General features: G+C 62.5%; 22 protein-coding genes, 1 tRNA gene and 1 pseudogene. 8 read left to right on the top strand and 16 right to left on the bottom strand.

The features are described 5' to 3' along the window. Nucleotides 1–169: 169 nt before the first annotated feature. Entirely contained in the window at nucleotides 170–625 is a 456-nt protein-coding gene (locus tag ACZ5TH_RS05895) for a universal stress protein (RefSeq protein WP_460985984.1), read from the bottom strand. A gap of 208 nt (nucleotides 626–833) precedes the next feature. Here ACZ5TH_RS05895 and ACZ5TH_RS05890 point away from each other — a divergent pair, with 208 nt between their 5' ends. Genes ACZ5TH_RS05890 through ACZ5TH_RS05875 form a run of 4 tightly spaced genes read left to right on the top strand, consistent with a single transcriptional unit; the run spans nucleotide 834 to nucleotide 4,675 of the window. Next, on the top strand, nucleotides 834–2,105 hold the full coding sequence (locus tag ACZ5TH_RS05890; RefSeq protein ID WP_464794942.1) for a pyruvate dehydrogenase complex dihydrolipoamide acetyltransferase: 1,272 nt from the start codon (nucleotides 834–836) through the stop codon (nucleotides 2,103–2,105). Continuing rightward, nucleotides 2,105–2,521: an acyl-CoA thioesterase gene (locus tag ACZ5TH_RS05885; RefSeq protein ID WP_449473104.1), complete on the top strand. Its 417-nt coding sequence runs from the start codon at nucleotides 2,105–2,107 to the stop codon at nucleotides 2,519–2,521. Before ACZ5TH_RS05890 ends, ACZ5TH_RS05885 begins: the two co-directional genes overlap by 1 nt. Before the next feature lie 5 nt (nucleotides 2,522–2,526). Continuing rightward, nucleotides 2,527–3,924, top strand: coding sequence for a dihydrolipoyl dehydrogenase (gene lpdA / locus ACZ5TH_RS05880; protein WP_464794941.1), 1,398 nt, complete (start codon nucleotides 2,527–2,529; stop codon nucleotides 3,922–3,924). Continuing rightward, the gene (locus ACZ5TH_RS05875; protein ID WP_464794940.1) at nucleotides 3,902–4,675 is read left to right on the top strand and encodes a phosphatase PAP2 family protein; all 774 of its coding nucleotides are present in this window, start codon (nucleotides 3,902–3,904) and stop codon (nucleotides 4,673–4,675) included. Before lpdA ends, ACZ5TH_RS05875 begins: the two co-directional genes overlap by 23 nt. Here the strand turns inward: ACZ5TH_RS05875 and ACZ5TH_RS05870 are convergent. The 11 genes from ACZ5TH_RS05870 to ACZ5TH_RS05820 form a co-directional block, all read right to left on the bottom strand. Then, on the bottom strand, nucleotides 4,637–6,085 hold the full coding sequence (locus tag ACZ5TH_RS05870; protein WP_464794939.1) for a DUF2142 domain-containing protein: 1,449 nt from the start codon (nucleotides 6,083–6,085) through the stop codon (nucleotides 4,637–4,639). The two genes, ACZ5TH_RS05875 and ACZ5TH_RS05870, sit on opposite strands and share 39 nt — an antisense overlap. A gap of 232 nt (nucleotides 6,086–6,317) precedes the next feature. Further along, a complete protein-coding gene (locus ACZ5TH_RS05865; protein WP_464794938.1) occupies nucleotides 6,318–7,262 on the bottom strand; it encodes a hemolysin family protein in 945 nt (314 codons plus the stop codon). 8 nt (nucleotides 7,263–7,270) lie between these two features. Further along, on the bottom strand, nucleotides 7,271–7,783 hold the full coding sequence (gene ybeY, locus ACZ5TH_RS05860; protein ID WP_464794937.1) for an rRNA maturation RNase YbeY: 513 nt from the start codon (nucleotides 7,781–7,783) through the stop codon (nucleotides 7,271–7,273). 22 nt (nucleotides 7,784–7,805) lie between these two features. Next, a complete protein-coding gene (locus ACZ5TH_RS05855) occupies nucleotides 7,806–8,810 on the bottom strand; it encodes a PhoH family protein (RefSeq protein ID WP_464772444.1) in 1,005 nt (334 codons plus the stop codon). A 122-nt stretch (nucleotides 8,811–8,932) separates the two neighbouring features. Then, nucleotides 8,933–10,282: a tRNA (N6-isopentenyl adenosine(37)-C2)-methylthiotransferase MiaB gene (gene miaB / locus ACZ5TH_RS05850; protein ID WP_464794936.1), complete on the bottom strand. Its 1,350-nt coding sequence runs from the start codon at nucleotides 10,280–10,282 to the stop codon at nucleotides 8,933–8,935. Nucleotides 10,283–10,291: 9 nt separating this feature from the next. After that, entirely contained in the window at nucleotides 10,292–10,924 is a 633-nt protein-coding gene (locus ACZ5TH_RS05845; RefSeq protein ID WP_464794935.1) for a lysophospholipid acyltransferase family protein, read from the bottom strand. A 131-nt stretch (nucleotides 10,925–11,055) separates the two neighbouring features. Next, nucleotides 11,056–11,478, bottom strand: coding sequence for a Fur family transcriptional regulator (locus tag ACZ5TH_RS05840; protein WP_196225926.1), 423 nt, complete (start codon nucleotides 11,476–11,478; stop codon nucleotides 11,056–11,058). A gap of 120 nt (nucleotides 11,479–11,598) precedes the next feature. Then, nucleotides 11,599–12,021, bottom strand: coding sequence for a Ros/MucR family transcriptional regulator (locus tag ACZ5TH_RS05835; RefSeq protein ID WP_449473088.1), 423 nt, complete (start codon nucleotides 12,019–12,021; stop codon nucleotides 11,599–11,601). 112 nt (nucleotides 12,022–12,133) lie between these two features. Continuing rightward, nucleotides 12,134–12,613: a ribosomal protein S18-alanine N-acetyltransferase gene (gene rimI, locus ACZ5TH_RS05830; protein ID WP_449473086.1), complete on the bottom strand. Its 480-nt coding sequence runs from the start codon at nucleotides 12,611–12,613 to the stop codon at nucleotides 12,134–12,136. After that, nucleotides 12,610–13,260 carry a tRNA (adenosine(37)-N6)-threonylcarbamoyltransferase complex dimerization subunit type 1 TsaB gene (gene tsaB / locus ACZ5TH_RS05825; RefSeq protein WP_464794934.1) on the bottom strand — a complete coding sequence of 217 codons (651 nt, stop codon included), beginning with the start codon at nucleotides 13,258–13,260 and terminating at the stop codon, nucleotides 12,610–12,612. Before tsaB ends, rimI begins: the two co-directional genes overlap by 4 nt. Nucleotides 13,261–13,354: 94 nt before the next feature. Continuing rightward, nucleotides 13,355–13,930: a NifU family protein gene (locus tag ACZ5TH_RS05820; protein WP_460985972.1), complete on the bottom strand. Its 576-nt coding sequence runs from the start codon at nucleotides 13,928–13,930 to the stop codon at nucleotides 13,355–13,357. Between the two features lie 113 nt (nucleotides 13,931–14,043). On the opposite strand from ACZ5TH_RS05820, the gene ACZ5TH_RS05815 reads away from it, so the two are divergent. The 4 genes and pseudogenes from ACZ5TH_RS05815 to ACZ5TH_RS05800 form a co-directional block, all read left to right on the top strand. Continuing rightward, nucleotides 14,044–14,514 (top strand): pyridoxamine 5'-phosphate oxidase family protein, encoded by a 471-nt coding sequence (locus ACZ5TH_RS05815; protein ID WP_449473081.1) that lies wholly within the window; start codon nucleotides 14,044–14,046, stop codon nucleotides 14,512–14,514. Between the two features lie 273 nt (nucleotides 14,515–14,787). Continuing rightward, a complete protein-coding gene (locus ACZ5TH_RS05810; protein ID WP_449473079.1) occupies nucleotides 14,788–16,164 on the top strand; it encodes a DEAD/DEAH box helicase in 1,377 nt (458 codons plus the stop codon). Between the two features lie 107 nt (nucleotides 16,165–16,271). Continuing rightward, entirely contained in the window at nucleotides 16,272–19,169 is a 2,898-nt protein-coding gene (locus tag ACZ5TH_RS05805; protein WP_464794933.1) for a M16 family metallopeptidase, read from the top strand. Between the two features lie 90 nt (nucleotides 19,170–19,259). Then, a pseudogene (locus tag ACZ5TH_RS05800) lies at nucleotides 19,260–19,736 on the top strand (methylated-DNA--[protein]-cysteine S-methyltransferase); the annotation flags it as partial. A gap of 21 nt (nucleotides 19,737–19,757) precedes the next feature. On the opposite strand, the gene ACZ5TH_RS05795 reads toward ACZ5TH_RS05800, so the two are convergent. From ACZ5TH_RS05795 to dapB, 4 genes are all read right to left on the bottom strand, one after another. Beyond that, nucleotides 19,758–19,834 (bottom strand) — tRNA-Arg (locus tag ACZ5TH_RS05795). A gap of 73 nt (nucleotides 19,835–19,907) precedes the next feature. Next, nucleotides 19,908–20,294, bottom strand: a complete 387-nt coding sequence (locus ACZ5TH_RS05790; RefSeq protein ID WP_464794932.1) for a hypothetical protein — start codon at nucleotides 20,292–20,294, stop codon at nucleotides 19,908–19,910. Nucleotides 20,295–20,397: 103 nt separating this feature from the next. Then, entirely contained in the window at nucleotides 20,398–21,057 is a 660-nt protein-coding gene (nth, locus tag ACZ5TH_RS05785; RefSeq protein WP_464794931.1) for an endonuclease III, read from the bottom strand. Between the two features lie 7 nt (nucleotides 21,058–21,064). After that, complete coding sequence (gene dapB, locus ACZ5TH_RS05780) at nucleotides 21,065–21,829, bottom strand: 4-hydroxy-tetrahydrodipicolinate reductase (RefSeq protein WP_464794930.1); 765 nt, start codon at nucleotides 21,827–21,829, stop codon at nucleotides 21,065–21,067. Nucleotides 21,830–21,856 lie beyond the last annotated feature (27 nt).

Raw genomic sequence — 21,856 nt, 5'->3', positions numbered from 1 at the left:
CTTATTCCAATCCCTCTTCTGCGCACCACCTAACCCCGTTCGCCCTGAGCCTGTCGAAGGGCTTTCCTTTCTAAAAAGAAGTAGAACCGTTGGCTATCGCCGCCCTTCGGGTCGACAGGCTCAGGGCGAACGGAAATAGGAGGCGGTGCCAATCTCTAAAGCATAAACTTTAACTCAGCCGATCGATCGCCTCCGCACTCAACCCGCCCGGAATGACCATGATAGGGCAGGGCAACTTCCCCGCGTCCGCCCCCGCAAAGTGCGACACCAGCGCGCCCGGATGCCCGCTCGCCGCCGCCCCCAGCACCAATGCCGCGACATCGGGCATCTCATCCAGCGTCTCGCGCACCAGCGCCACCGCGTCACCCTGTCGCACGGTAATGCTCGGGCGAATACCGGACTCCTCGGTCAGCGTACCCGCCGCGCTGGTAACGAGCGCCTCGGCCCGCTGCCGCGCTTCATCCTCCATCGTCGCCTGTACCCCGCCCCACTGCACGAACTCGGCGGGCGGCACGAGCGCGAGGATGCGGATAGACCCCGCCGTCTTCGCCGCGCGCCGGGCCGCGAAACGCAGCGCCGTCTCCGCCTCCGGCGATTCGTCCACTACAACCAGATAAGTCCGCATAGCTGCCGCACCCCACGCCAAAATGGGCAGCTCGGTCTCCCGCTGCCTTCCTGTCTGAACCCATCTGGTAAATTATGAACCAGTCTGGTGAAATGTGGCGGATTATCGCCCAAGGCGCAAGGCGCACCCTTGACCCTCCCGCCCAAAGGGTCAAAACGGCTTCCAACGCTTACCCGCTCGCCCGGGAAAAGAAGAGAGGCCTTCACGCATGAGCAAGAAAATCCAGATGCCCGCCTTGTCTCCCACGATGGAAGAGGGGACGCTGGCTAAATGGCTGGTGAAGGAAGGCGACACCGTGTCGTCGGGCGATCTGCTCGCTGAGATCGAAACCGACAAGGCGACAATGGAATTTGAAGCCGTGGACGAGGGTAAGATCGCCAAGATCCTGGTCTCCGAAGGTTCCGAAGGCGTGAAGGTAGGCACGGTCATCGCTATCATCGCCGAAGAAGGCGAAGACCTCGCCCAGGCAGCCGAAGGCGACTCCGCTCCCGCCCCCAAACCAGCCGCCGCCGCGCCAAAGGCCGACCCCGTGCCCGCCAAGGCAGAAGCTCCCGCCCCCAAGGCGGAGACTGCACCCCAGTCCGGCGACCGCGTAAAGGCCAGCCCCCTGGCGCGCCGCATCGCCGAGGAAAAGGGCCTCGACCTCTCCAGCCTCACCGGCACCGGCCCCAACGGCCGCATCGTGAAGGCCGATCTGGAAGGCGCTTCGGCCAAGGCTCCCACCGCCGCCCCGGCTCCCACCGCCGCAGCCCCGGCCCCTGCACCGGCCGCAGCCGCGCAGGACTTCGGCATCCCGCACGAAGTCATCAAGCTCAGCGGCATGCGCAAGACCATCGCCCGCCGCCTCACCGAATCCAAGCAGCAGGTCCCGCACATCTACCTCACCGTCGATATTCAGCTCGACAAGCTGCTGAAGCTGCGCGGCGAACTCAACGCCGGTCTCGCCAGCCGCAATGTCAAGCTGTCCGTCAACGACCTCCTCATCAAGGCGCTTGGCGTCGCGCTCATCCAGGTGCCCGAATGCAACGTCCAGTTCGCAGGCGACCAGATGCTACAATTCAGCCGCGCCGACATCAGCGTTGCGGTATCGATCCCCGGTGGCCTCATCACCCCGATCGTGACCGGCGCGGACAGCAAGGGCGTCGCCGCCATCTCGAACGAGATGAAGGATCTCGCCACCCGCGCCAAGGACGGCAAGCTCAAGCCGGAAGAATATCAGGGCGGCACCGCCTCGCTGTCCAACATGGGCATGTTCGGCATCAAGCAGTTCGAAGCCGTCATCAACCCGCCCCAGGCCATGATCATGGCGATCGGCGCAGGCGAAAAGCGGCCCTTCGTCGTCGATGACTCGCTCCAGATCGCGACCGTCATGTCCGCCACTGGCAGCTTCGACCACCGCGCCATCGACGGCTCGGACGGTGCGCGCTTGATGAAGGTGTTCCGCGAACTGATCGAAAACCCCCTCGGCATGCTCGCCTGATGCGCGCCGCCGACGAGCCGCCGCCGGAGGAAAGCCCGGCGGTACGCGTCATCGCCATGCCCGCCGACACCAATCCCTATGGGGATATTTTCGGCGGCTGGCTGATGAGCCTCATGGACTCGGCAGCAGGCTCCGTCGCCGCGCGCCACAGCAAGGGCCGCGCCGTGACCATCGCCGTCGAAGGCATGACCTTCCTCCGCCCGGTAGTCGTCGGCGACGAAGTTTCGGTCTTCGCCAAGCTCGCTTCGGTCGGCCGCACGTCGATGAAGATCGATGTCGAAGCATGGCGCCGTACCCGCCACGACGACCGATCCTACCGCGTGACCCGCGCCACCTTCACCTTCGTGGCGATCGGAGAGGATCGCCAGCCCCGCACCGTCCCGCCCATGACGGCGGCTTCAGACAAGAGAGACTGAAATCCATGGCTGAAAATTACGACGTCATCGTTCTGGGCTCCGGCCCCGGCGGCTATGTCGCCGCGATCCGCGCGGCGCAGCTGGGCCTCAAGACCGCCATTGTCGAGCGTGAGAATCTCGGCGGCATCTGCCTCAACTGGGGCTGCATCCCGACCAAGGCGCTGCTGCGCTCGGCCGAAATCTTCCACTATATGCAACATGCGGGCGACTATGGTCTGGCCGCAGAAAAGATCAGCGCGGACATCGCCGCCGTCGTCAAACGCTCGCGCGGCGTCGCCAAGCAACTCAATCAGGGCGTCACGCACCTGATGAAAAAGAACAAGATCACCGTCCACATGGGCGACGGCAAGCTCACCGGAAAAGGCAAGCTCTCTGTCACCAAGGACGGCAAGACCGAGGAACTGACGGCGAAGAACATTATCCTCGCCACCGGCGCCCGCGCCCGCGACCTGCCCGGCACCCCTGCCGATGGCAAGCGCGTCTGGACCTACCGTCACGCTATGACCCCGCCCGAAATGCCGACCAAGCTGCTCGTCATCGGCTCCGGCGCGATCGGCATCGAATTTGCGAGCTTCTACAACGACATGGGCGCGGACGTCACCGTGGTCGAAATGATGGACCGCGTCGTGCCCGTAGAGGATGCGGACGTCTCCGCCTTCCTCGAAAAGGCCCTCAAAAAGCAGGGCATGACCATCCTGACCGGCGCAGGCGTCAGCGATATTCAGGTCGGCGCCAACGGCATCAAGGCGAAGCTGAAGGACAAGGCGGGCAAGGAAAGCGCCGCAGAATTCAGCCACATGATCGTCGCCATCGGTATCGTCCCCAACACCGAAAATATCGGCCTAAAGGAACTGGGCGTCGCCATCGACGATCGCGGCTTCCTCAAAACCGACGAGATGTGCCGCACCAACATCGAAGGCCTCTGGGCAATCGGCGACATCACCGCCCCACCATGGCTCGCGCACAAAGCCAGCCATGAAGGCGTGATCACCGCCGAAGCCATTGCGGGCAAGCATCCCCACGCGATGGACCCGCGCAACATCCCCGGATGCACCTATTGTCACCCGCAGATCGCCTCGGTCGGCCTCACCGAAGCCAAGGCGAAGGAAGCAGGCTATGAGGTAAAGGTCGGCATGTTCCCCTTCATCGGCAATGGCAAGGCGATCGCGCTCGGCGAAGCGGAAGGCTTCACCAAGACCGTGTTCGACGCCAAAACCGGCGAACTGCTGGGCGCCCACATGATCGGCGCCGAAGTCACGGAAATGATCCAGGGCTTCACCATCGGCAAGACGCTGGAAACGACCGAAGCGGAACTGATGCACACCGTCTTCCCGCATCCGACCATCTCGGAATCGATGCACGAAAGCGTGCTCGCCGCTTATGGACGCGCGCTCCATATCTGACCGCCGCTCGTGGCAAAGGGGCGCGGGGATATTTCTCCTCGCGCTCCTCGCCGTTCTGGCAATCGCGCTGCTCCAGCGATCCGGCTGGTTCGATCCACTGAACGTTGCTGCGATGAAGGCGGCGGGGGCGGGCAGGGCGGCCGCTCCGTGGGTCACGCCAGTCATGGTCGCGGCCTCGGTCATCGGCGACACGGTTGGGCGACTGCTCATCATGGCCGTCGTGGCGATCGCATTGCTCTACCGCCGACAACGCCATGCCGCCCAATGGCTAGCCCTCGTCACGGTCGGCGGCACCTTCCTCAACACCGGCCTCAAGCAGATTTTCGCCGCTCCGCGCCCCGACCTGCTGCCGCACATCGACATCGTGCATAGCTACAGCTTTCCCAGCGGCCATTCCGCCGGGACCATGATCCTGTTCGGCGCGCTGGCGATGCTGAGGCGTTTGGAACCCGGCGCCCCACCACCACCGTTCGCCCTGAGCTTGTCGAAGGGCTTTCCTTCCTCTTTAAGTAAGAAGAGGGCTTCGACAAGCTCAGCCCGAACGGGATCGTGGGTTTCACATGGAAGACACGACGCGTTACCCTACCTCACCGCCGCCCTCATCATCGCCCTAATCGGCACCAGCCGCGTCTGGCTAGGCGTGCACTGGCCGACCGACGTCCTCGCCGGCTGGATCGAGGGCCTGGGCTGGCTATGCCTCTGCCGCTACTGGCTACCAGCGGGGCGAGGGCAGGAGCAGCGCGTCGCTTAATCGCTCATGCGGCGGCATCCCATCGGCAGTGACGAAGCCATGCACCCAGAAGCTGTCATAGGCACTGCCCAGCGCAATCAGCAGCAACAGCAGCGCCGACCCTGCAAAGACCGGCCGCGCGGCTCGCAACCCCGCTTCCGGCATCATCGCCAGCAACACCAAAGGCAGCAGCGGCAGGAAATAGCGCCCCTGCGTCCCCTGCACATAATCGGCCCCCAGCGGCGTGCCCGTCAGATACATCGCCGTTTCGATCAGCAAAGCAGTGCCGCCCGCCACGGCCAGCCACCACAGCCTCTGCCCCGCACCGACCCGGGCGCCCGATCCACTCAAAACAGCCGCCGCCAACATAACACTCGCCAGCAGATAGGCGCCGAGCGGCAGCAATATCGCATTCCACCCGAAGCGCCCGACGATCTGCAACGCATAAACCGGCGACCGCTCGACAATGCTGGCCGCTAGAACATGGGCATAGGCAACAGGATCAGCCAGAATGACCGCCAGTTGCGCCCCAAGCGGCGCAGTCATGACATTCTCGCCGGTCTTGCGCGACACGATATGATAAAGCGCCTGACTGCCGCCGGACATCTTCATCCACAGAATGAAGGCCGCCGCTCCCAGCGCCATCGCGCCCAGCAGCAGCCAAGGTCGCATGTCCCGCCGATGCTGCGGCCATTGCAGCCCCACCGCCATCAGGGGCAGATACACCCCCTTCGCCAGCGCGAGCAGAGGCGCGGTAATCAGCAGCCCAGTTGACCGGCCCGAACTGCTACCCATTGCGGCAAGGCGCAAGGACAGCGCCAATCCCACAAAGCCCATCCCGTTGATGACGGCGTCGGGAGAGAGCGACCCCGTCTGATAGCAGAATGTCGGGAGCAATGCCGTCCCAAGCAACGCGCTTCGACCAAAGGGCATCAGGCCGAACGCCCCTACCAACAGCATGAGGCCGCCAAGCGCGTTGATCATCCGCCCCGCGTAGAAGCTCCCCATGCGCGGCAGGCCCAGCGCGTTACCCATCCTCAACCCGGCCGCCGAAGGCGCATAAAGCGTCGGTGCATAATTGGCGACGTTGGGAAAATCGGCAAAGGCAGTGCCCGGCCGCCCTGCGTCAGCCCTCCACGCCCGCTCCATCATCCCGCGATCAAAGCGCCGCGCCTCGCCCGTAACTTCGGTGGGAAAGTCGATCCCGTGCAGATCCAGCGCGGATCGCGGCAGCTCAGCCCCGATCTCCTCGCTCCGCTGCTCGGTCATGACCCGCCCATCCGCCAGCAGCAGCGCTTTCATATAATGCTGATTTTCGTCGGGTGCCTGAAAGGGGGGCGTAATCACCGCAAACGACAATGTAACGGCGCAGACCAGCGCCAGCAGCCAGCGCTCCAATCTCGTCACCGGCACGGCAATAGGCGAAAGCATCGCCCGCTCCGAAGAAATCGATAGTCTTTCGTGCCGCACAAGCCGCTCCACCACAAAACCCTCTCCCTCGGGGGAGAGGGCAGGGAGAGGGGGTGGCGCAACCCTCGTTGGACTCACACCCTCACCGAATTACTTCCACCGGAAAGCAACAAGGCGGGCGCAACCCTAACGGTCAGCTCTTAACATTTCCCAGCATTGCCCGCGCTTTTCCCAAGTTGCGCAGGCATCCCGCTCATTCGGCTTCATTTTCTTTTTCAACCGGAGGATGGAGCCGCAGCCGTGTCACCCGGCGTCCATCGCTGCTCACGATTTCCAGCTTCCAGCCGCTCTGTTCATGATCCAATATTTCGCCAGCTTCGGGCACTCGCCCCGCGATGACGAACGCCAAACCGCCTAGGGTGTCGACATCTTCCTCGACATCGGCCAGCCGCTCGTCAATCTCCTCGGCGACATCATCCAGCTCGGCGCGGGCGTCCGCTTCCCACAATCCGCCTTCCAGCGGAACGAGCAGGGCCTCGGGCGCATCATCATGCTCATCCTCGACATCGCCGACGATTTCCTCGACCAGATCCTCGAACGTCAGCAGGCCCTCGGTCCCGGAATATTCGTCTAGCACGATGGCCAGATGGGTCCGCTTGGCCCGCATCTCCGCCAGCAGGTCGAGCGCGCCCATGCTCTCGGGCACATAAAGCGGCTGACGGATCAACGGCTCCAGCGTATCCGGCACTGGGGACTTGCCCGCCAATATCGCAAAGGCGTCGCGAATGTGGACCATGCCGACGATGGTATCCAGTGTTTCGCGATAGACCGGAATGCGGCTGTGCCCCGCTTCGGCGAACAGCGCCGCCAGTTCGGCAAAGCTCGCCCGCTCCTCGATCGCGACGATGTCAGCGCGCGGCACGGCCACGTCATCGACCGTATGCTCGGAAAAATGCAGCAGGTTGCGAACCATCTGCCGCTCTATCGCGGACAGGTCCCCCTTTGCGGGTGCTGACGAGTCCTTGTCCTGCGCATCCTCATCATAATCGTCGAGCGCCTCTTCCAGCTCGCGCCGCAGGCTGGGGCTCTCCTCCTCACCGAACAGCAGCGACTTCAGGCCGCTCCATAAACCGCCCTCGTGACTACTACTGTCCGATTCCTTTGAACCGTTGCCGTCCTTCGGACTGCCTTCAGCCATCGTTCTTCCTATTGTCCTGTCAGGCGATCCCCATAGGGATCGGAAATGCCAAGGCTCAGCAACGACTGCGTCTCCAACGCCTCCATCGCCTCTGCCTCGGCATCCTCCATATGATCATATCCCAGCAAATGGAAAGTCCCATGGATGATCAGATGGGTGGCATGTTCGGACACCGATATGCCTTTTTCCGCCGCCTCGCTGGCACACACGCCCTCCGCCAGCACGATATCGCCCAGCAGAACCTCGCCATCGTCGGTGTTGCCGGTCCCTTCCAGCAGGTCGGACTGCACCATCGGGAATGACAGGACGTTGGTCGGCTTGTCCTTGTCCCGATAGGCGCGGTTTAGCTGATGCACCTCCTCGTCGCTGGTCAGCTTGACGGCGACCTCATACAGCGCCTGGTCCGTGGCGAAGGCCGCATAAGGGCTGTGGGTGATCGCCGCCACGACCGCCCGCTGCGCCAGCAACTCCCAATCCTCACCCGGCCAGCCTTCATCATGAAGGACCGCAACTTCAATCATCTATGTGCGCTCCACTACCCATTCACGCATCCGGCCCCTCATAAGCCTGCACGATCCGCCCCACGACCGGATGGCGCACGACGTCGCCGATCCCGAACGGCACGACGGAGATGCCATCCACTCCCTCCAGCCGGGCTACAGCGTCAGCCAGCCCCGAAATCCCCGGCTGAGGCAGATCGACCTGACGTGGATCGCCGCAGATCACCATCCGGCTCCCTTCGCCAAAGCGGGTGAGGAACATCTTCATCTGCGCGATGGTCGTGTTCTGCGCCTCGTCCAGCACGATGAAGGCGTTAGCCAGCGTCCGCCCGCGCATGAAGGCCAGTGGCGCGATTTCTATCTCCCCGCTAGCGATCCGCCGCTCCACCTGTTCGGCGGGCAGCGTGTCGTAGAGCGCGTCATAGATCGGCCGCAGATAAGGATCGACCTTCTCCTTCATGTCGCCGGGCAGGAAGCCCAGCCGCTCGCCCGCCTCGACCGCAGGGCGCGACAGGATCAGCCGGTCGACGCTGCCCGTGATCAGCTGGCTCACCGCCTGCGCGACCGCGAGGTAGGTCTTGCCGGTGCCTGCCGGACCCAGCGCGAAGATGATGTCGTTCCGCGTCAGCGCCTCCATATAGGTGACCTGCGTCGCGGAGCGCGGCACGATCGTCTTCTTGCGCGTGCGGATCATCACCTTCGGCGGTTCGGCGACATCGTGCCGGATGATGCCGTCCAGCATCGGTTCGGCCGACATGGCGATGACGGCCTCCACCGCGCCGCTGTCGATCTCCTGCCCAGCCACGATCCGGTTGTAGAGGCCCGTCATCACGTCCCGCGCCCGCGCCGCCGCTTCGGCATCGCCCTCGATCTGAAGCTTGTTGCCCCGCGCCGCGATATAGACGCCCAGCCGGTTTTCGATCGCCACCAGATTCTGGTCATATTGCCCGAACAGCGCGCCCAACAGGTGCGGCTTCTCGAAAGTCACTTCCAACCGCGCGCGTTCAGCAACGTCCACGCGATGATTTTGGTTCGGTTTCTTGGACATTCAGCAGCCTCCCTTTCCATCCGTCACAACCGCGCTGGCGGTTATCCATCTCCTGGTCTTCGATCCCGGTGGACAGGGTCGGAGATGGGTTCCTGCAGAAGCGGGAACGACGGGTTTTGGGTTCAAGCGGCTTTCCTCCTGCTGAGTTCGCCGGCCAGACTATTCGGACCGGCACTGATGATATCGACTTCGACCATGTCGCCGATGACAAGTTCGGGCGCTGTGACATGGACAGATTGCAACCACGGCGTCTTCCCGATCAACTGCCCGGCATGGCGCCCCTTGCGCTCCAGCAATATCTCGGTCTGCCGCCCAACGGTGGCGGCGTTGAAGTCCACCTGATGCCGGTTGATCACCGCCTGTAGCCGCGCCAGCCGCTCGTCCATCACCGCTGCGGCAATCTGCCCGCCCATGTCCGCCGCAGGCGTGCCGGGGCGGGGGCTGTATTTGAACGAATAGCATTGCGCATAGCGCACCTGCTCGACGATCTTCAACGTATCCTCAAACTCCGCATCCGTCTCGCCGGGGAAGCCCACGATGAAGTCGCCCGACAGCGCGATGTCGGGGCGCACCTGCCGCACCCGCTCGATGATCCGCAAATAGCTTTCCGCATCATGGCTGCGGTTCATCGCCTTCAATATGCGGTTGTTCCCCGACTGCACCGGCAGATGCAGGAAGGGCATCAGCTTCGCCTCTTCGCCATGCGCAGCGATCAGCCCATCACTCATGTCATTGGGATGGCTGGTCGTGTAGCGGATGCGCGCCAGCCCGCCAATCTTCGCCAATTCGCGCACAAGGCCATCCATGCCCTGCACCCGGCCCTTGTCATCCTCGCCAGCCCAGGCATTCACATTCTGCCCCAGCAGCGTGATTTCCCGCACGCCGCCATCCACCAGCGCCTTGGCTTCGTCCAGGATCGCGCCCCAAGTCCGGCTGATCTCCGCCCCGCGCGTATAGGGCACCACGCAATAGGTGCAGAACTTGTCGCACCCCTCCATGATCGTCAGGAAAGCGGTGGGCCGCGATTGCTTGGTACGACCGGGCAGGGCAGAGAATTTCGACGCCAGCGGCATGTCGGTATCGACCGCCTCTTCGCCCCGGCCAGCCTTTTCGATGAGGTCGGGCAGTCGATGATAGGCCTGAGGCCCCACCACAATATCGACAGTCTTCGCCCGGCGGCTGATCTCGCCGCCTTCCGCCTGCGCGACACAGCCAGCGACCGCGATCATCGGCCGCGTCCCATCCTCGCGGTTCAAGCGGCCAATGTCCGAATAGACCTTATCCACCGCCTTTTCGCGGATGTGGCAGGTGTTGAGGATGACCAGATCCGCCTCGGCTCCATCGGCCGCTGCGGTCATGCCCCGTTCGCCCAGCATCTCGGCCATGCGCTCGCCATCATAGACGTTCATCTGGCAGCCGAAGGATTTGACGTGGAATGTCGCTGGAGTCTTTGGGGCGTCGTTACGATTCATGCCGTCCACCTATACAGGGGCCACGACCGGAGTGAAAGGCGGCAGGTGCATCGCAATGCTCGCGGCGATCCTTTCGCGCGCCACTGCCGCTAACTGCTTGCGATCGGGGTAAAGCGCGGGGTCGAACGGCTCCAGAAAACGCAACGTGACGTTCAGCCTGCCGCGCCGTTCCAGCAGTCGCCGCACATTCTGTCCCGCCGGTTCGTCACTATGCCACGCAATCTCCGCCGTGGCCGCGCCATAGTCGATATGCACCGGCTGGATCATCACCGCCCGCGGTGGCGGCAGCAGAACCGCCAGCAGCGACGGCTTGAACGGCAGCAGGCCCTGCCCATCGCTGGTCGTCCCCTCTGGAAACAGCGCAACCGGCTGATGCCCCGCCAGGGCCGTGCGCAGCGCCTCAATCTGTCCGCCCAGCGCGCCCCGCCGATTCCGCGCCACGAACAGCGTATTATTCTGCGCCGCCAGCCACCCGACGATCGGCCAGCCCGCAATCCCGTCATGCGCGACGAAGGCAGCGCCGGTCGCACCGCCTAGCGCCAATATATCGACCCAGCTGACATGATTGGCGATGATGAAGCTGTCGCCGTGAAAGGGATGCCCCTCTACCCGCACCCGCGCGCCGACGGCCCTTGCCGCCATTCCCAGAAAACGGGGAGGCCAGGGGGAACGGGCACCAACGGCCCGCCATAACAGATGCGGGATCAGGCAAAGCAGCAGGCATGCCGCCAGAGCGCTCAGCCGATAGAGAAAGCGCAGCCGCCGCAAGGCTGTCAGTTCTTGCGATCCAACGATACGCCGTACAATTCCATGCGATGATCGACCAGCCGGAAACCCAGCTTTTCGGCGATCTGCTTCTGCAACTGTTCCAGTTCGGGATCGACGAACTCAATGACATTGCCGGTTTCAACATCGATCAGATGGTCGTGATGCGCCTCAGGCGCCGCCTCATAACGGGCGCGTCCATCGCCAAAGTCGTGCCGCTCCAAAATGCCGGCCTCTTCGAACAGGCGAACCGTGCGGTACACGGTCGCGATCGAAATGCCCGGATCGATGGCGGACGATCGCTTGTGCAGTTCCTCCACATCGGGATGGTCCACCGCGTCACTCAGCACCTGAGCGATCACGCGGCGCTGTTCGGTGATGCGCAGGCCCTTCTCATGGCAAAGGGCTTCTACATCGATCTTGCGGTTCATGCGGGCTCGCTCATTCAGGTGTGTCGGATAATCAGCGGAAATCTAGCGGCATAACCACCATTATAAAAGGGGCGCATGGCAAATGCGCCCCTCTCATCGCGGATCGGCCGCAGTTGCTGCTTATTTCGCGCGGGTGCGGCGGCGCTTTGTCCCAAGGCCGATCTTCTTCGCCAGCGAACGACGCTGTTCGGCATAGTTGGGTGCGACCATCGGATAGTCGGCGGGAAGGCCCCACTTTGCGCGATAATCGTCCGGCGTCATCTGATAATGGGTCATCAGGTGGCGCTTCAGCATCTTCAACTTCTTGCCGTCTTCCAGGCAGATAATATAGTCGGGCTTGATCGAAGAACGCACCGACACCGCTGGTTCCGGCTTCACTTCCGGGACGGCAACGGGCTTGGTCAGACCAGAAAGGGCGGCGTGAACGTTCTGGATGAGCGTCGAAACGTCAGACACGGCGACACTGTTGTTTGAAACATGTGCTGCAACAATGTCCGAAGTCAAAGTAATGAGCAGCTCGCTCTGGGCTGATTCGATTTCCATTTCTTTTATCCCGCGAATGCTGAATTGAGTGCGACCCGCCCAGGTGAATTCGTTTCAGGAGCGGTATGTCGGCGTTATACCCGGATACGCCGATTAGCAAGGGCGATCCAGTCTATCCCAGCATTTCTATACGAAAACTCAGGGCATCGTGAAGTTGTCCGTCGGCACCCCGGTAGTAACCGGGACGCCTATGCACATATTCGAACCCTGCTTTTTCATATAGTTTGATCGCTGTATTTGACGAACGGACTTCGAGATTCATCGACTTGATGCCTCGCCGTCGCGCCGTCTTCAAACTATCGACCAACAGTTCCCGGCCAATGCCCCGTCCGCGCCACGCCGGATGGACGGCCAGCAGCAGCAGTTCGCATTCGTCCAGCACCGACCGGACCAGCGCGAAACCCATCGCCGCCGCATCCACCCGCGCGATTGTCAGCCAGGTGCCCGGCATCATCATGACGCCGGAAAGCTGTGGCAGCGTCCATGCCTCGCCATAAGCGGGGTCGAATGCCTCCGCCATGACATCCATTGCGTCGGCCAGCGCGTTGCGCTCGCCATCCTCATATATGTCCAGCGTCAGGCCGGGGGTCATGAACGGCCCTGCTGCGGGGTAGGCTGCATCATGGGCTGCGCGTCGGCATCGCGGCAGTAAATGGGGGAGGGCGGAAGCGATGGTAGCGCCGCGATCAAAGGATAATCGGCGGAGTTGGGATAAAGGCTGACGGCCGTTCCATGGCCACGCGCGGTCACCAATGCTTCGGCGCCCGTGCCATATATCACCGGCTGCTCCAGCATCGTGGCAAGCGTCGCGATCGGGGTGGACGCGGGCTGGGTGATGGCGGTCAGGCCATCGGCTTCAAAACATTGCCAGAACAGTTCGCCATGCCCCCCCGTAATGGTGACCGCGATCGGCCCGCCATCCTGATGCTGATCCTGACCTTGGGCCGCCTTGGCCGCGATCAGCGACAGCGCGCAATAACCCTGTATGGGCAGCGACCATGCGAGGGCAAGCGCTCTAGCCGCCGCTATGCCGATGCGTACGCCAGTGAAGCTTCCGGGGCCAAGGTCCACCGCAATTGCGTTCGCCCGGCCGCCGTCGGGCAGGGCGGCTATCGCGGGCACCAGCGCTTCGGCATGGCCCCGGCCGACTATCTCATGGAAATGGCCTATTGCCTTGCCGTCCTCCATCAGCGCCACGGACAGCGCCTGCGTAGCGGTGTCGATGACGAGAGTGCGCAAGAAAATCCCCTGTGAAAACCGGCGTGGAAGCGGGCGGCCTAAGGCAAGCGGTTAGTCGATCGCGATCGTTTTGCCAAACGCCGCCGCGGCTATTTCAGACGGCGCGCACTTCCGTCACTTCCGGGACATAATGTTTGAGCAGTTGCTCAATCCCGTTCTTCAACGTGGCGCTTGAGGACGGGCAACCGGAACAGGCGCCCTGCATCCGCAGATAGACCGTCCCGCGATCAAAGCCGCGATAAACGATGTCGCCGCCGTCATTGGCGACGGCGGGGCGAACGCGTGTGTCGATCAGGTCGCGGATCTGCGCGACGATCTCCGCGTCGGCGGGATCATCGGTGAACTGCTCTTCCTCTTCGGGGATGAAGATTTCGCCCGCCGATCCGGGGGTGAACAGCGGCATGTTCGCCGAAAAATGCTCCAGCAGGATCGAAAGGATATCGGGCTTCACATCGCTCCACTGAGCGCCCGGCGCTATGGTGACGGAAATGAAGTCGCCGCCGAAAAACACGCCGGTCACGTCGCCAAGGCCAAAAAGGGCGTCGGCGAGCGGAGAGGCTTCCGCTTCCTCGGGCGTCGCGAAATCGCGCGTGCCCATGCCCATGACGACCCGGCCGGGGATGAACTTGACGGTTGCCGGATTTGGCGTTGGTTCGGTCTCAATCAGCATGGCCGCTATGTGGAGAGAAGCTTGCTCAAGATCAAGCTTCCTGACGGGCTTTTGGGGAACTTCGCCAGATGCTGGCGATTAAATGCATATCAGCATGAGCAGGAGACAGAGGGATGAGCACCGAATCCGATATCCGCCACCGTTTCTGGACCGAATTGTCGCAGAGCCCTTTTCTGATGATCGGTTTGCAGGGATCGCACGAACATAGTCTGCCGATGACGGCGCAGCTCGACCCCGGTGCCAACCATTGCTTCTGGTTCTACACCACCCGGGACAATCGTCTGGCGAAGGGCGGCCCGGCCATGGCGCAGTTTGCGGGGAAGGGCCATTATCTATTCGCCTGCATCGACGGCACTCTTGTGGAGGAAACCGACCCGGCGGTGATCGACCGCTACTGGACCCACGAAGTCGCGGCCTGGTATCCCGGCGGGCGGCAGGACCCCAATCTGCTCATGCTCCGCTTTGACCTCGGCCATGCGGAAATCTGGCGCGCGGACATGTCGCTGGGCGGCGTCTTCAAGCAATTGTTCGGCGGCGACGTGCGCGACGAAATGCGCGGCAAACATGTGGAAGTGTCGCTCTGAAATCTTCCTAAGGGCTTCGTTTCGGCGAAGCCCTTGCTTTTTTGCATGAATGAAAGCATATGCGGCGCAACGCAGCGGGCGGCCTTCATGGCCCATCAGCGATTGGCAGCGTGATCGTCCCGACCCTTGAGGGGTGACGGGGCCGGCCAATGAAAGTCTGCGCCAAGCTTTTGAGGCTTCCCTATTCACGCGGGTCGTTTCGCAACCCGCTTTGCGTCCAGTTGCGATTCGCAACCTATGGCGCCTGAGCCTTTTTAATTCGAGAGTTCATTCATGCAATTCACCGACCTTGGTCTCGCCGAGCCCATCCTGAAGGCGCTCGCCGCCAAGAATTACGCCAATCCCACGCCCATCCAGACGCAGGCGATTCCCGTCCTGCTTCAAGGCAAGGACCTGTGCGGCATCGCCCAGACCGGCACTGGCAAAACCGCCGCCTTCGCGCTGCCCAGCCTCGACCATTTCGCCCGCAATCCCAAGCCGACGCCGCTTCAGGGTTGCCGGATGCTGGTCCTGTCCCCCACCCGCGAACTCGCAGCCCAGATCGCGCAGAGCTTCCGCGACTATGGCCGCTTCCTTAAGCTGTCGGTCGAAGTCGTCTTCGGCGGCGTCCCCATCAACCGTCAGATCCGCGCGCTCGGCCGGGGTGTCGACATCGTCGTCGCCACGCCGGGCCGTCTCCTCGACCTGATCGACCAGCGCGCCTTCACCATCAAGGACACGGAAATCTTCGTCCTCGACGAAGCCGACCAGATGATGGACATGGGCTTCATCCACCCCTTGAAGCGCATCGCCAAGCTGCTTCCCAAGGAACGGCAGAACCTCTTCTTCTCCGCCACCATGCCCGGCGAGATCGAGGCGCTCGCCGCGCAATTCCTGAACAATCCGGTAAAGGTCAGCGTCGCACCGCAGTCCACCACGGCAGAGCGCGTCCGGCAGCAGGCGACCTTCGTCAATCAGGCGGAAAAGCAGGCGCTCCTCACTCTCACGGTTCGCAACGAGCCGATCGACCGCGCGCTGATCTTCACCCGCACCAAGCACGGCGCCGACCGCGTCGTCCGCTTCCTGGAAGGCGCGGGCATCCAGGCCGTCGCGATCCATGGCAATAAGAGCCAGGGCCAGCGCACGACAGCCCTTCAGGCATTCCGTCATGGCCATGTTAAGCTGCTCGTCGCCACCGACATCGCTGCGCGCGGCATTGACGTGTCGGGCGTGAGCCACGTCATCAATTTCGAGCTTCCCAATGTCCCCGAACAATATGTCCATCGCATCGGCCGCACCGCGCGGGCGGGCGCGGAAGGTATCGCGATCAGCTTCGTGGCTGATGATGAACGGCCCTATCTCAAGGCGATCGAGCGCACCGCAAAGGTGAAGCTCGAGATCGTGCCCTTGCCTGACAATTTCGTAGAAGCCGTCCGCAACCTCCCGAAGGCGGCGCCTCAGCGTAAAGGCCGCGAGCAAACGCCGGAACAGAAGACGCGCCGGGCCGATGGCCAGCGCCGCTATCAGGACCAGCAGAAGCAACAGCGCGGCACGGCCGAACGGGCTCACCGCCCCGATGGAGAGGCAAAGCCCGCGAAGAAGAACTTCCGTCGCAACCGGAGCGGAGTAGGCGCGCACAAGGGTGCTGTGCAAAAAACCAGCGGCCGTTAAATTTTCAGGCAGGATGGTGCCAGGTGGCGCCATCCTGCCCTCCTTCGTGAAACATGGCTGCTCTTTGTCAGTAGCCATTCAGAATTTTGGCTCTAGGCTACGGCGCCATGAGCTTTTTCCTCCGGCGTCCTGCCGTTTCGCTGTCCGTCATTGCGTTACTGCTTTCGGGCATTCCTGCTTCCCTGTCAGCCAGAACTGGCCCGGCCCCGGCAAAGTCGGCGTCGGCTACCAATGATACGCAGGCGCAGGTCAGGCCGTGGCTCTATGAAAATAGCGACGTGCCTATCGATCCGGCATGGCACTTCGGCACCTTGCCCAATGGCCTTCGCTATGCCGTTCGCCGCAATGGCGTTCCGCCGGGACAGGTTTCCGTCCGCTTGCGCATGGATGTCGGCGCCCTGATGGAGCAGCCCGATGAACAGGGCTATGCGCACTTCATGGAGCATCTGACCTTTCGCGGATCGCGCCATGTGCCCGATGGCGAGTCCAAACGAATATGGCAGCGGCTGGGCGTAACCTTCGGCAGCGACAGCAACGCCCAGACGACGCCCACCGGCACCACCTATGCGCTCGACCTTCCTCAGGCGACACCGGCGAGCCTTGGCGAGAGCATGAAAATTCTCGCGGGCATGATGGTCGACCCCAACATCGTGGACAGTGCCATTGAAGCGGAGCGGGCGGTAGTGCTGGCCGAACGGCGGGAAGGGGACGGGCCACAGATGCGCATCTCCGACGCAAGCCGCCGCCACTTCTTCGCTGGTCAGCTTCTGGCGGAGCGCAGTCCCATTGGCACGGTCGCCAGCCTCAATGCTGCCACTGCCGCGCGGATGGGGGCGTTTCATCAGCGCTGGTATCGCCCGGAAAATGCAGTGATCTCGATAGCGGGCGACATCGATCCCGCTGTAGCCGAGCAGATCATCAAGGATAATTTCGCATCATGGTCGGTGCCGGGGCAGGGGGCTGCGCTCCCGGATTTCGGTGAGCCGGATGCCCAAGCGCCTGCCACCAGCGTCGCGGTCGAGCCGGGCGCGCCAACGGGCCTGACCATGGCCTGGCTCCGTCCATGGAAGCCGCATGCCGATACCATCGTCTATAATCAGGACAAGCTGACCGACATGCTGGCGCTGCAGATCATCAGCCGCCGCCTCGAACAAGCAGCCCGCAGCGGCGGCAGTTTCATTCAGGCCAGCGTCGATCAGCAGGATGTCAGCCGATCGGCCGACGGGACCTTCGTCACCCTGGTCCCCACCGGCGAGAATTGGGAAAAGGCCTTGGGCGATGTCCGCGCGATTATCGAAGACGCGAAGGCGACCGCGCCGAGCCAGCTCGAAATTGACCGGGAATATGCCCAGATCGACACGGCACTCGCCATTCAGGTGGAGAATGCCGACACGGAAGCGGGCGCCAAGCAGGCAAGCGATCTGGTAAGCGCCGTCGATATCCGTGAGACAACCGTCAGCCCTCAAGCTGCGCTGGAGATATTCCGATCCGGCAAACCGGCGATGACGCCGCAGAAGATACTGGACTCCACGCGCCGCCTGTTTTCTGCCGGTGTGTTCCGAGCCCTCCTGATCACGGGCAAGCCGGTGCCGGGGATCGACGCCCGCCTGTCCGCTGCCCTTGCCGCGCCGGTGAAGGCTGCCACCAACGCCCGGTTGGCGGACAAGGCGATCACGATGGCGGACCTTCCCAAGCTCGGTCCTCCCGGGAAAGTGGTGTCGCGCGCACAGGTCGGATTGCCCGGCATGGAGAGCGTAACTTTTGCCAACGGGGTGAAACTCACCCTGTTCGCCAATAATGCTGAAACGGAAAAGGTGCGGATCAACGTCCGCTTCGGCCATGGACAGCTGGCATTTTCGCCTACGAAGGCAGCACCGGGCTGGGCCGCCAATTATGCTTTGGTGGCCAGCGGCATCGGCAAGCTGGGTCAGCGTGAGCTGGATGACCTGACGAATGGCCGCCGCATGGGAATGGATTTCTCAATCGACGATGATGCCTTCGAAATGCAGGCCGTCACTCGCCCGGCTGATTATCGGGATCAGCTGCAACTCTTCGCGACCAAATTGGCCGCGCCTGGCTGGGACCCCGCGCCGATCGCGCGGGTGAAGACAGGCACCGCCGTTGCTTATGACGCGATGGCACGGGCGCCGGATTCTGTGCTGGCACGCGATCTCAACTGGTTGTTGCATGACAAGGACGTTCGGTTTCGCACCCCTTCACGAAATGAGATAGAGGCGCTGACCCCGCAGGCGTTTCGCTCCACTTGGGAACCGCTGCTGGCTTCCGGCCCAATTGAAGTGCAGATTTTTGGGCAGGTGAAGCCCGAAGAGGCGATAGAGGCGGTGGCAGCCACTTTCGGAGCCATGCCCGCACGGCCGGATGTTCCGGTGCCCAACGCAAACAAGCTGATGCGCTTCCCCGCCCATGTCGCGACGCCGGTCATCCTACGGCACAAGGGCGACAAGGAGCAAGCTGCGGCGGTCATGGCCTGGCCAACCTCCGGGGGTTTCGGACTCATGAAGGAAGCGCGCCAGCTCGAAATCCTCACGCAAATCTTCAATGATCGCTTATTCGACCGGCTCCGATCGACGGAAGGGGCCGCCTATTCGCCGAGTGTGCAGAATAACTGGCCATTTTCATACGAAAGCGGCGGCTACATTCTGGTTACCAGCCAGGTGCGCCCCGACCGCATCAATTATTTCTACGGCGTCGTTAAGGATACGGCGGCTGACCTCGCCAAAAACCCGGTCAGCGAGGATGAGCTTCAGCGCGCTGTCGCGCCAATGCGCCAGCTGCTGATGCGGGCGAGCACAGGCAATGCCTTTTGGATGAACCAGATGGAGGGCGCGACCCAGAACCCCCAATATGTGCAGGCCATGCATACCATGGCGAAGGACATGCTGTCAGTGACTCCCGATCAGCTTCAGGCGCTTGCCGCCAAATATCTGATTCCGGGGAAGAGCTGGTCAGCTGTGGTGCTGCCAGAGGGGGTGGAGGCTCGCTGACGGCACGTCGTTTTTGAAGGCAAGCGGCAGGAAGCGAACATCGCGAAGGCGCATTATTCTTCAGCCTTTCCGAAGTTGGAAGGATAGGTCGTGACATTCGCCTTTGATATATTCCCGTCGCCGGTGGGCGATCTTACCATGGTCGCCAGCGGCGGGGGTTTGGCTGCCCTGTTATGGGAAAATGACGATCCCGTGCGCGTACGGGTGAGACCTGAGGCGAAGACCCCGGATCACCCACTGCTCCAGAAAACGTCGAAGCAATTGCGCGCCTATTTTTCAGGCAAACTCACCCGTTTCGACCTTCCGCTCGATTTTCAGGGAACGGATTTTCAGAAGCAGGTCTGGGCGGCCCTGCTTCGCATTCCGTTCGGGCAAGTGCGCAGCTATGGTCAGGTGGCAGCGGATATCGGCCGTCCCTCAGCCTCCCGCGCGGTCGGTGCCGCTAACGGCCGCAACCCGCTCTCCATCATTGCGCCCTGCCACAGGGTGATCGGATCGGCGGGGGCGCTGACCGGCTTCGCTGGCGGGTTGGAAGCCAAGCGATACCTGCTGGATCATGAGCAGGCTGTGCTGCGAACCGGAAGAGAATGGTGCACCCAAGTGGATTCGAACCACTGGCCTTTGCCTTCGGAGGGCAACGCTCTATCCAGCTGAGCTATGGGTGCGTGTCGCTTGGTGCGAAGCGCCGCTTAGCAAAGGGCAACTGCCGACGCCAGCACCAAAATCGCGACGCGCCGACTATTTGACCTTCTTCATGGGCTGGAACTTGCCAAGCCCGCAACTGGCACCGCGCATCAGATCGGGCGAACTGTACAGAACCGTGATGATATCCACGGAGCAGAGCTGCGACAGGCTCGTCTTATACATGAAACGCTTTTCGGAACCCAGGCTTGGGCAACTGTTCGGCAGCGTGTTCCGGTACACCTTATTGCCGTTGAGAATAAAATCGATCGTCTGATCATCGCGCACATCGGTCTGGCGGATCGAATTTATCTGGACGCAATCAACGGGCTTGCCAGCTGCGACCAGATTGTCGGGCCGCGTCTTGGCCGTTGCCGGGGCAACCAGGGACATGAGCGCCACGGCGACACCCAGACGAAGCGCCGGGGAAACAGGGACGAACATGATTGTCTCTCCTTATTGTCGTCACGGGTAACACGTCATCGAATGACGCGTTCCGTCTTTGCCCTAGCACAGCTTGACTGAACCGCATGATAATGGCGACCGTTCAGGTGATCGGCGTGGCTCCTTTGGGGGCAGGGGTCTTCGGCTTGTAGCGACAGAGGTCGGCGACGATGCAGCGCCAACATTCCGGCCGCCGCGCCTTACACACATAACGGCCATGAAGGATGAGCCAGTGGTGCGCATCGCGCCGAAACGGCCCGGGCACGCGCTTCTCCAGTTTCTGTTCAACCGCAAGCGGCGTCTTGCCGGGCGCGAGGCCAGTGCGATTGCCGACACGAAAAATATGGGTATCGACGGCGAAAGTCTCATGCCCGAAGGCCGTGTTCATCACTACATTTGCCGTTTTCCTGCCCACCCCCGGCAGCGTCGTGAGTATGTCACGATGCTGCGGGACTTCGCCGCCAAAATCGCGCACCAATATTTCGGACAGGGCGATAACATTCTTCGCCTTGGCATTGAACAAGCCGATCGTCTTGATGTGCTGCTTCAGGCCCTCTTCGCCAAGCTCCACCATCTCGGCGGGCGTTTCCACCTGCATGAAAAGCGCGCGCGTGGCCTTGTTGACGCCGACATCGGTTGCTTGGGCAGACAGGACAACCGCGACCAGAAGCTGATAGTCGTTGCCATATTCCAGTTCCGTTCGCGGCGCCGGATTGGCTTCCGCGAGACGGCTGAAGAAGTCGAAGATCTGCGCCTTGTTCATCGCAGGATCAAAGGCCGAGCACTGCCTTCATGTCATAGCGCCCGGCAGGCTGGCCGATCAGCCAGGCCGCACCCTTTACGGCGCCGCGTGCGAATATGACGCGGCTCTCCGCGCGATGGCTGAGTTCAATGCGCTCGCCATCGGTGGCGAAGATCACCTGATGATCGCCCGCAACCGACCCGCCCCGCAGTGCCGCGAACCCGATCGCACCCTGAGCCCGCGCCCCGGTAATGCCGTCGCGGCCCCTTTCGCTGCTGCTGGAAAGCTCGATGCCGCGGCCACGTGCCGCCGCCTCACCCAACAGAAGCGCGGTGCCCGACGGCGCATCAACCTTGTGCCGATGATGCATCTCGACGATTTCGATGTCCCAATCATCCCCGAGCCGGGCGGCAGCCTGTTCGACCAACGCCGATAACAGGTTTACGCCGAGGGAGGTGTTGCCCGTCTGGAGCACGGGGATCATCCGGGCCGCCTCATCGATGAGATTGTGATGAACCTGCTCGAGGCCGGTGGTGCCGATGAGGACCGGCTTCCTCGCCGCCACGCACGCATCAAGATGGGAGGAAAGAGCAGCCGGAACCGAAAAGTCGATCAGCACATCACTCCGTTCGGCCAGCGCCAGCGGATCGGATGTGATCGCAAGTCCCGGCAGAAGCTCTCCACTGCCTTCGCGATCGGTACCGCCACTGACGTTCAGCCCTGCTTCGATCGCGACCTGGGCGATCGTGCGTCCCATGCGGCCCGCTGCTCCAAAAAGTCCGATCTTCGTCATGATGGTGCTTGTCCCCGGAAATCCGCC

This window comes from Sphingobium sp. TomTYG73, assembly GCF_055394245.1.
This window is presented reverse-complemented; position numbering and strand designations above follow the sequence as displayed.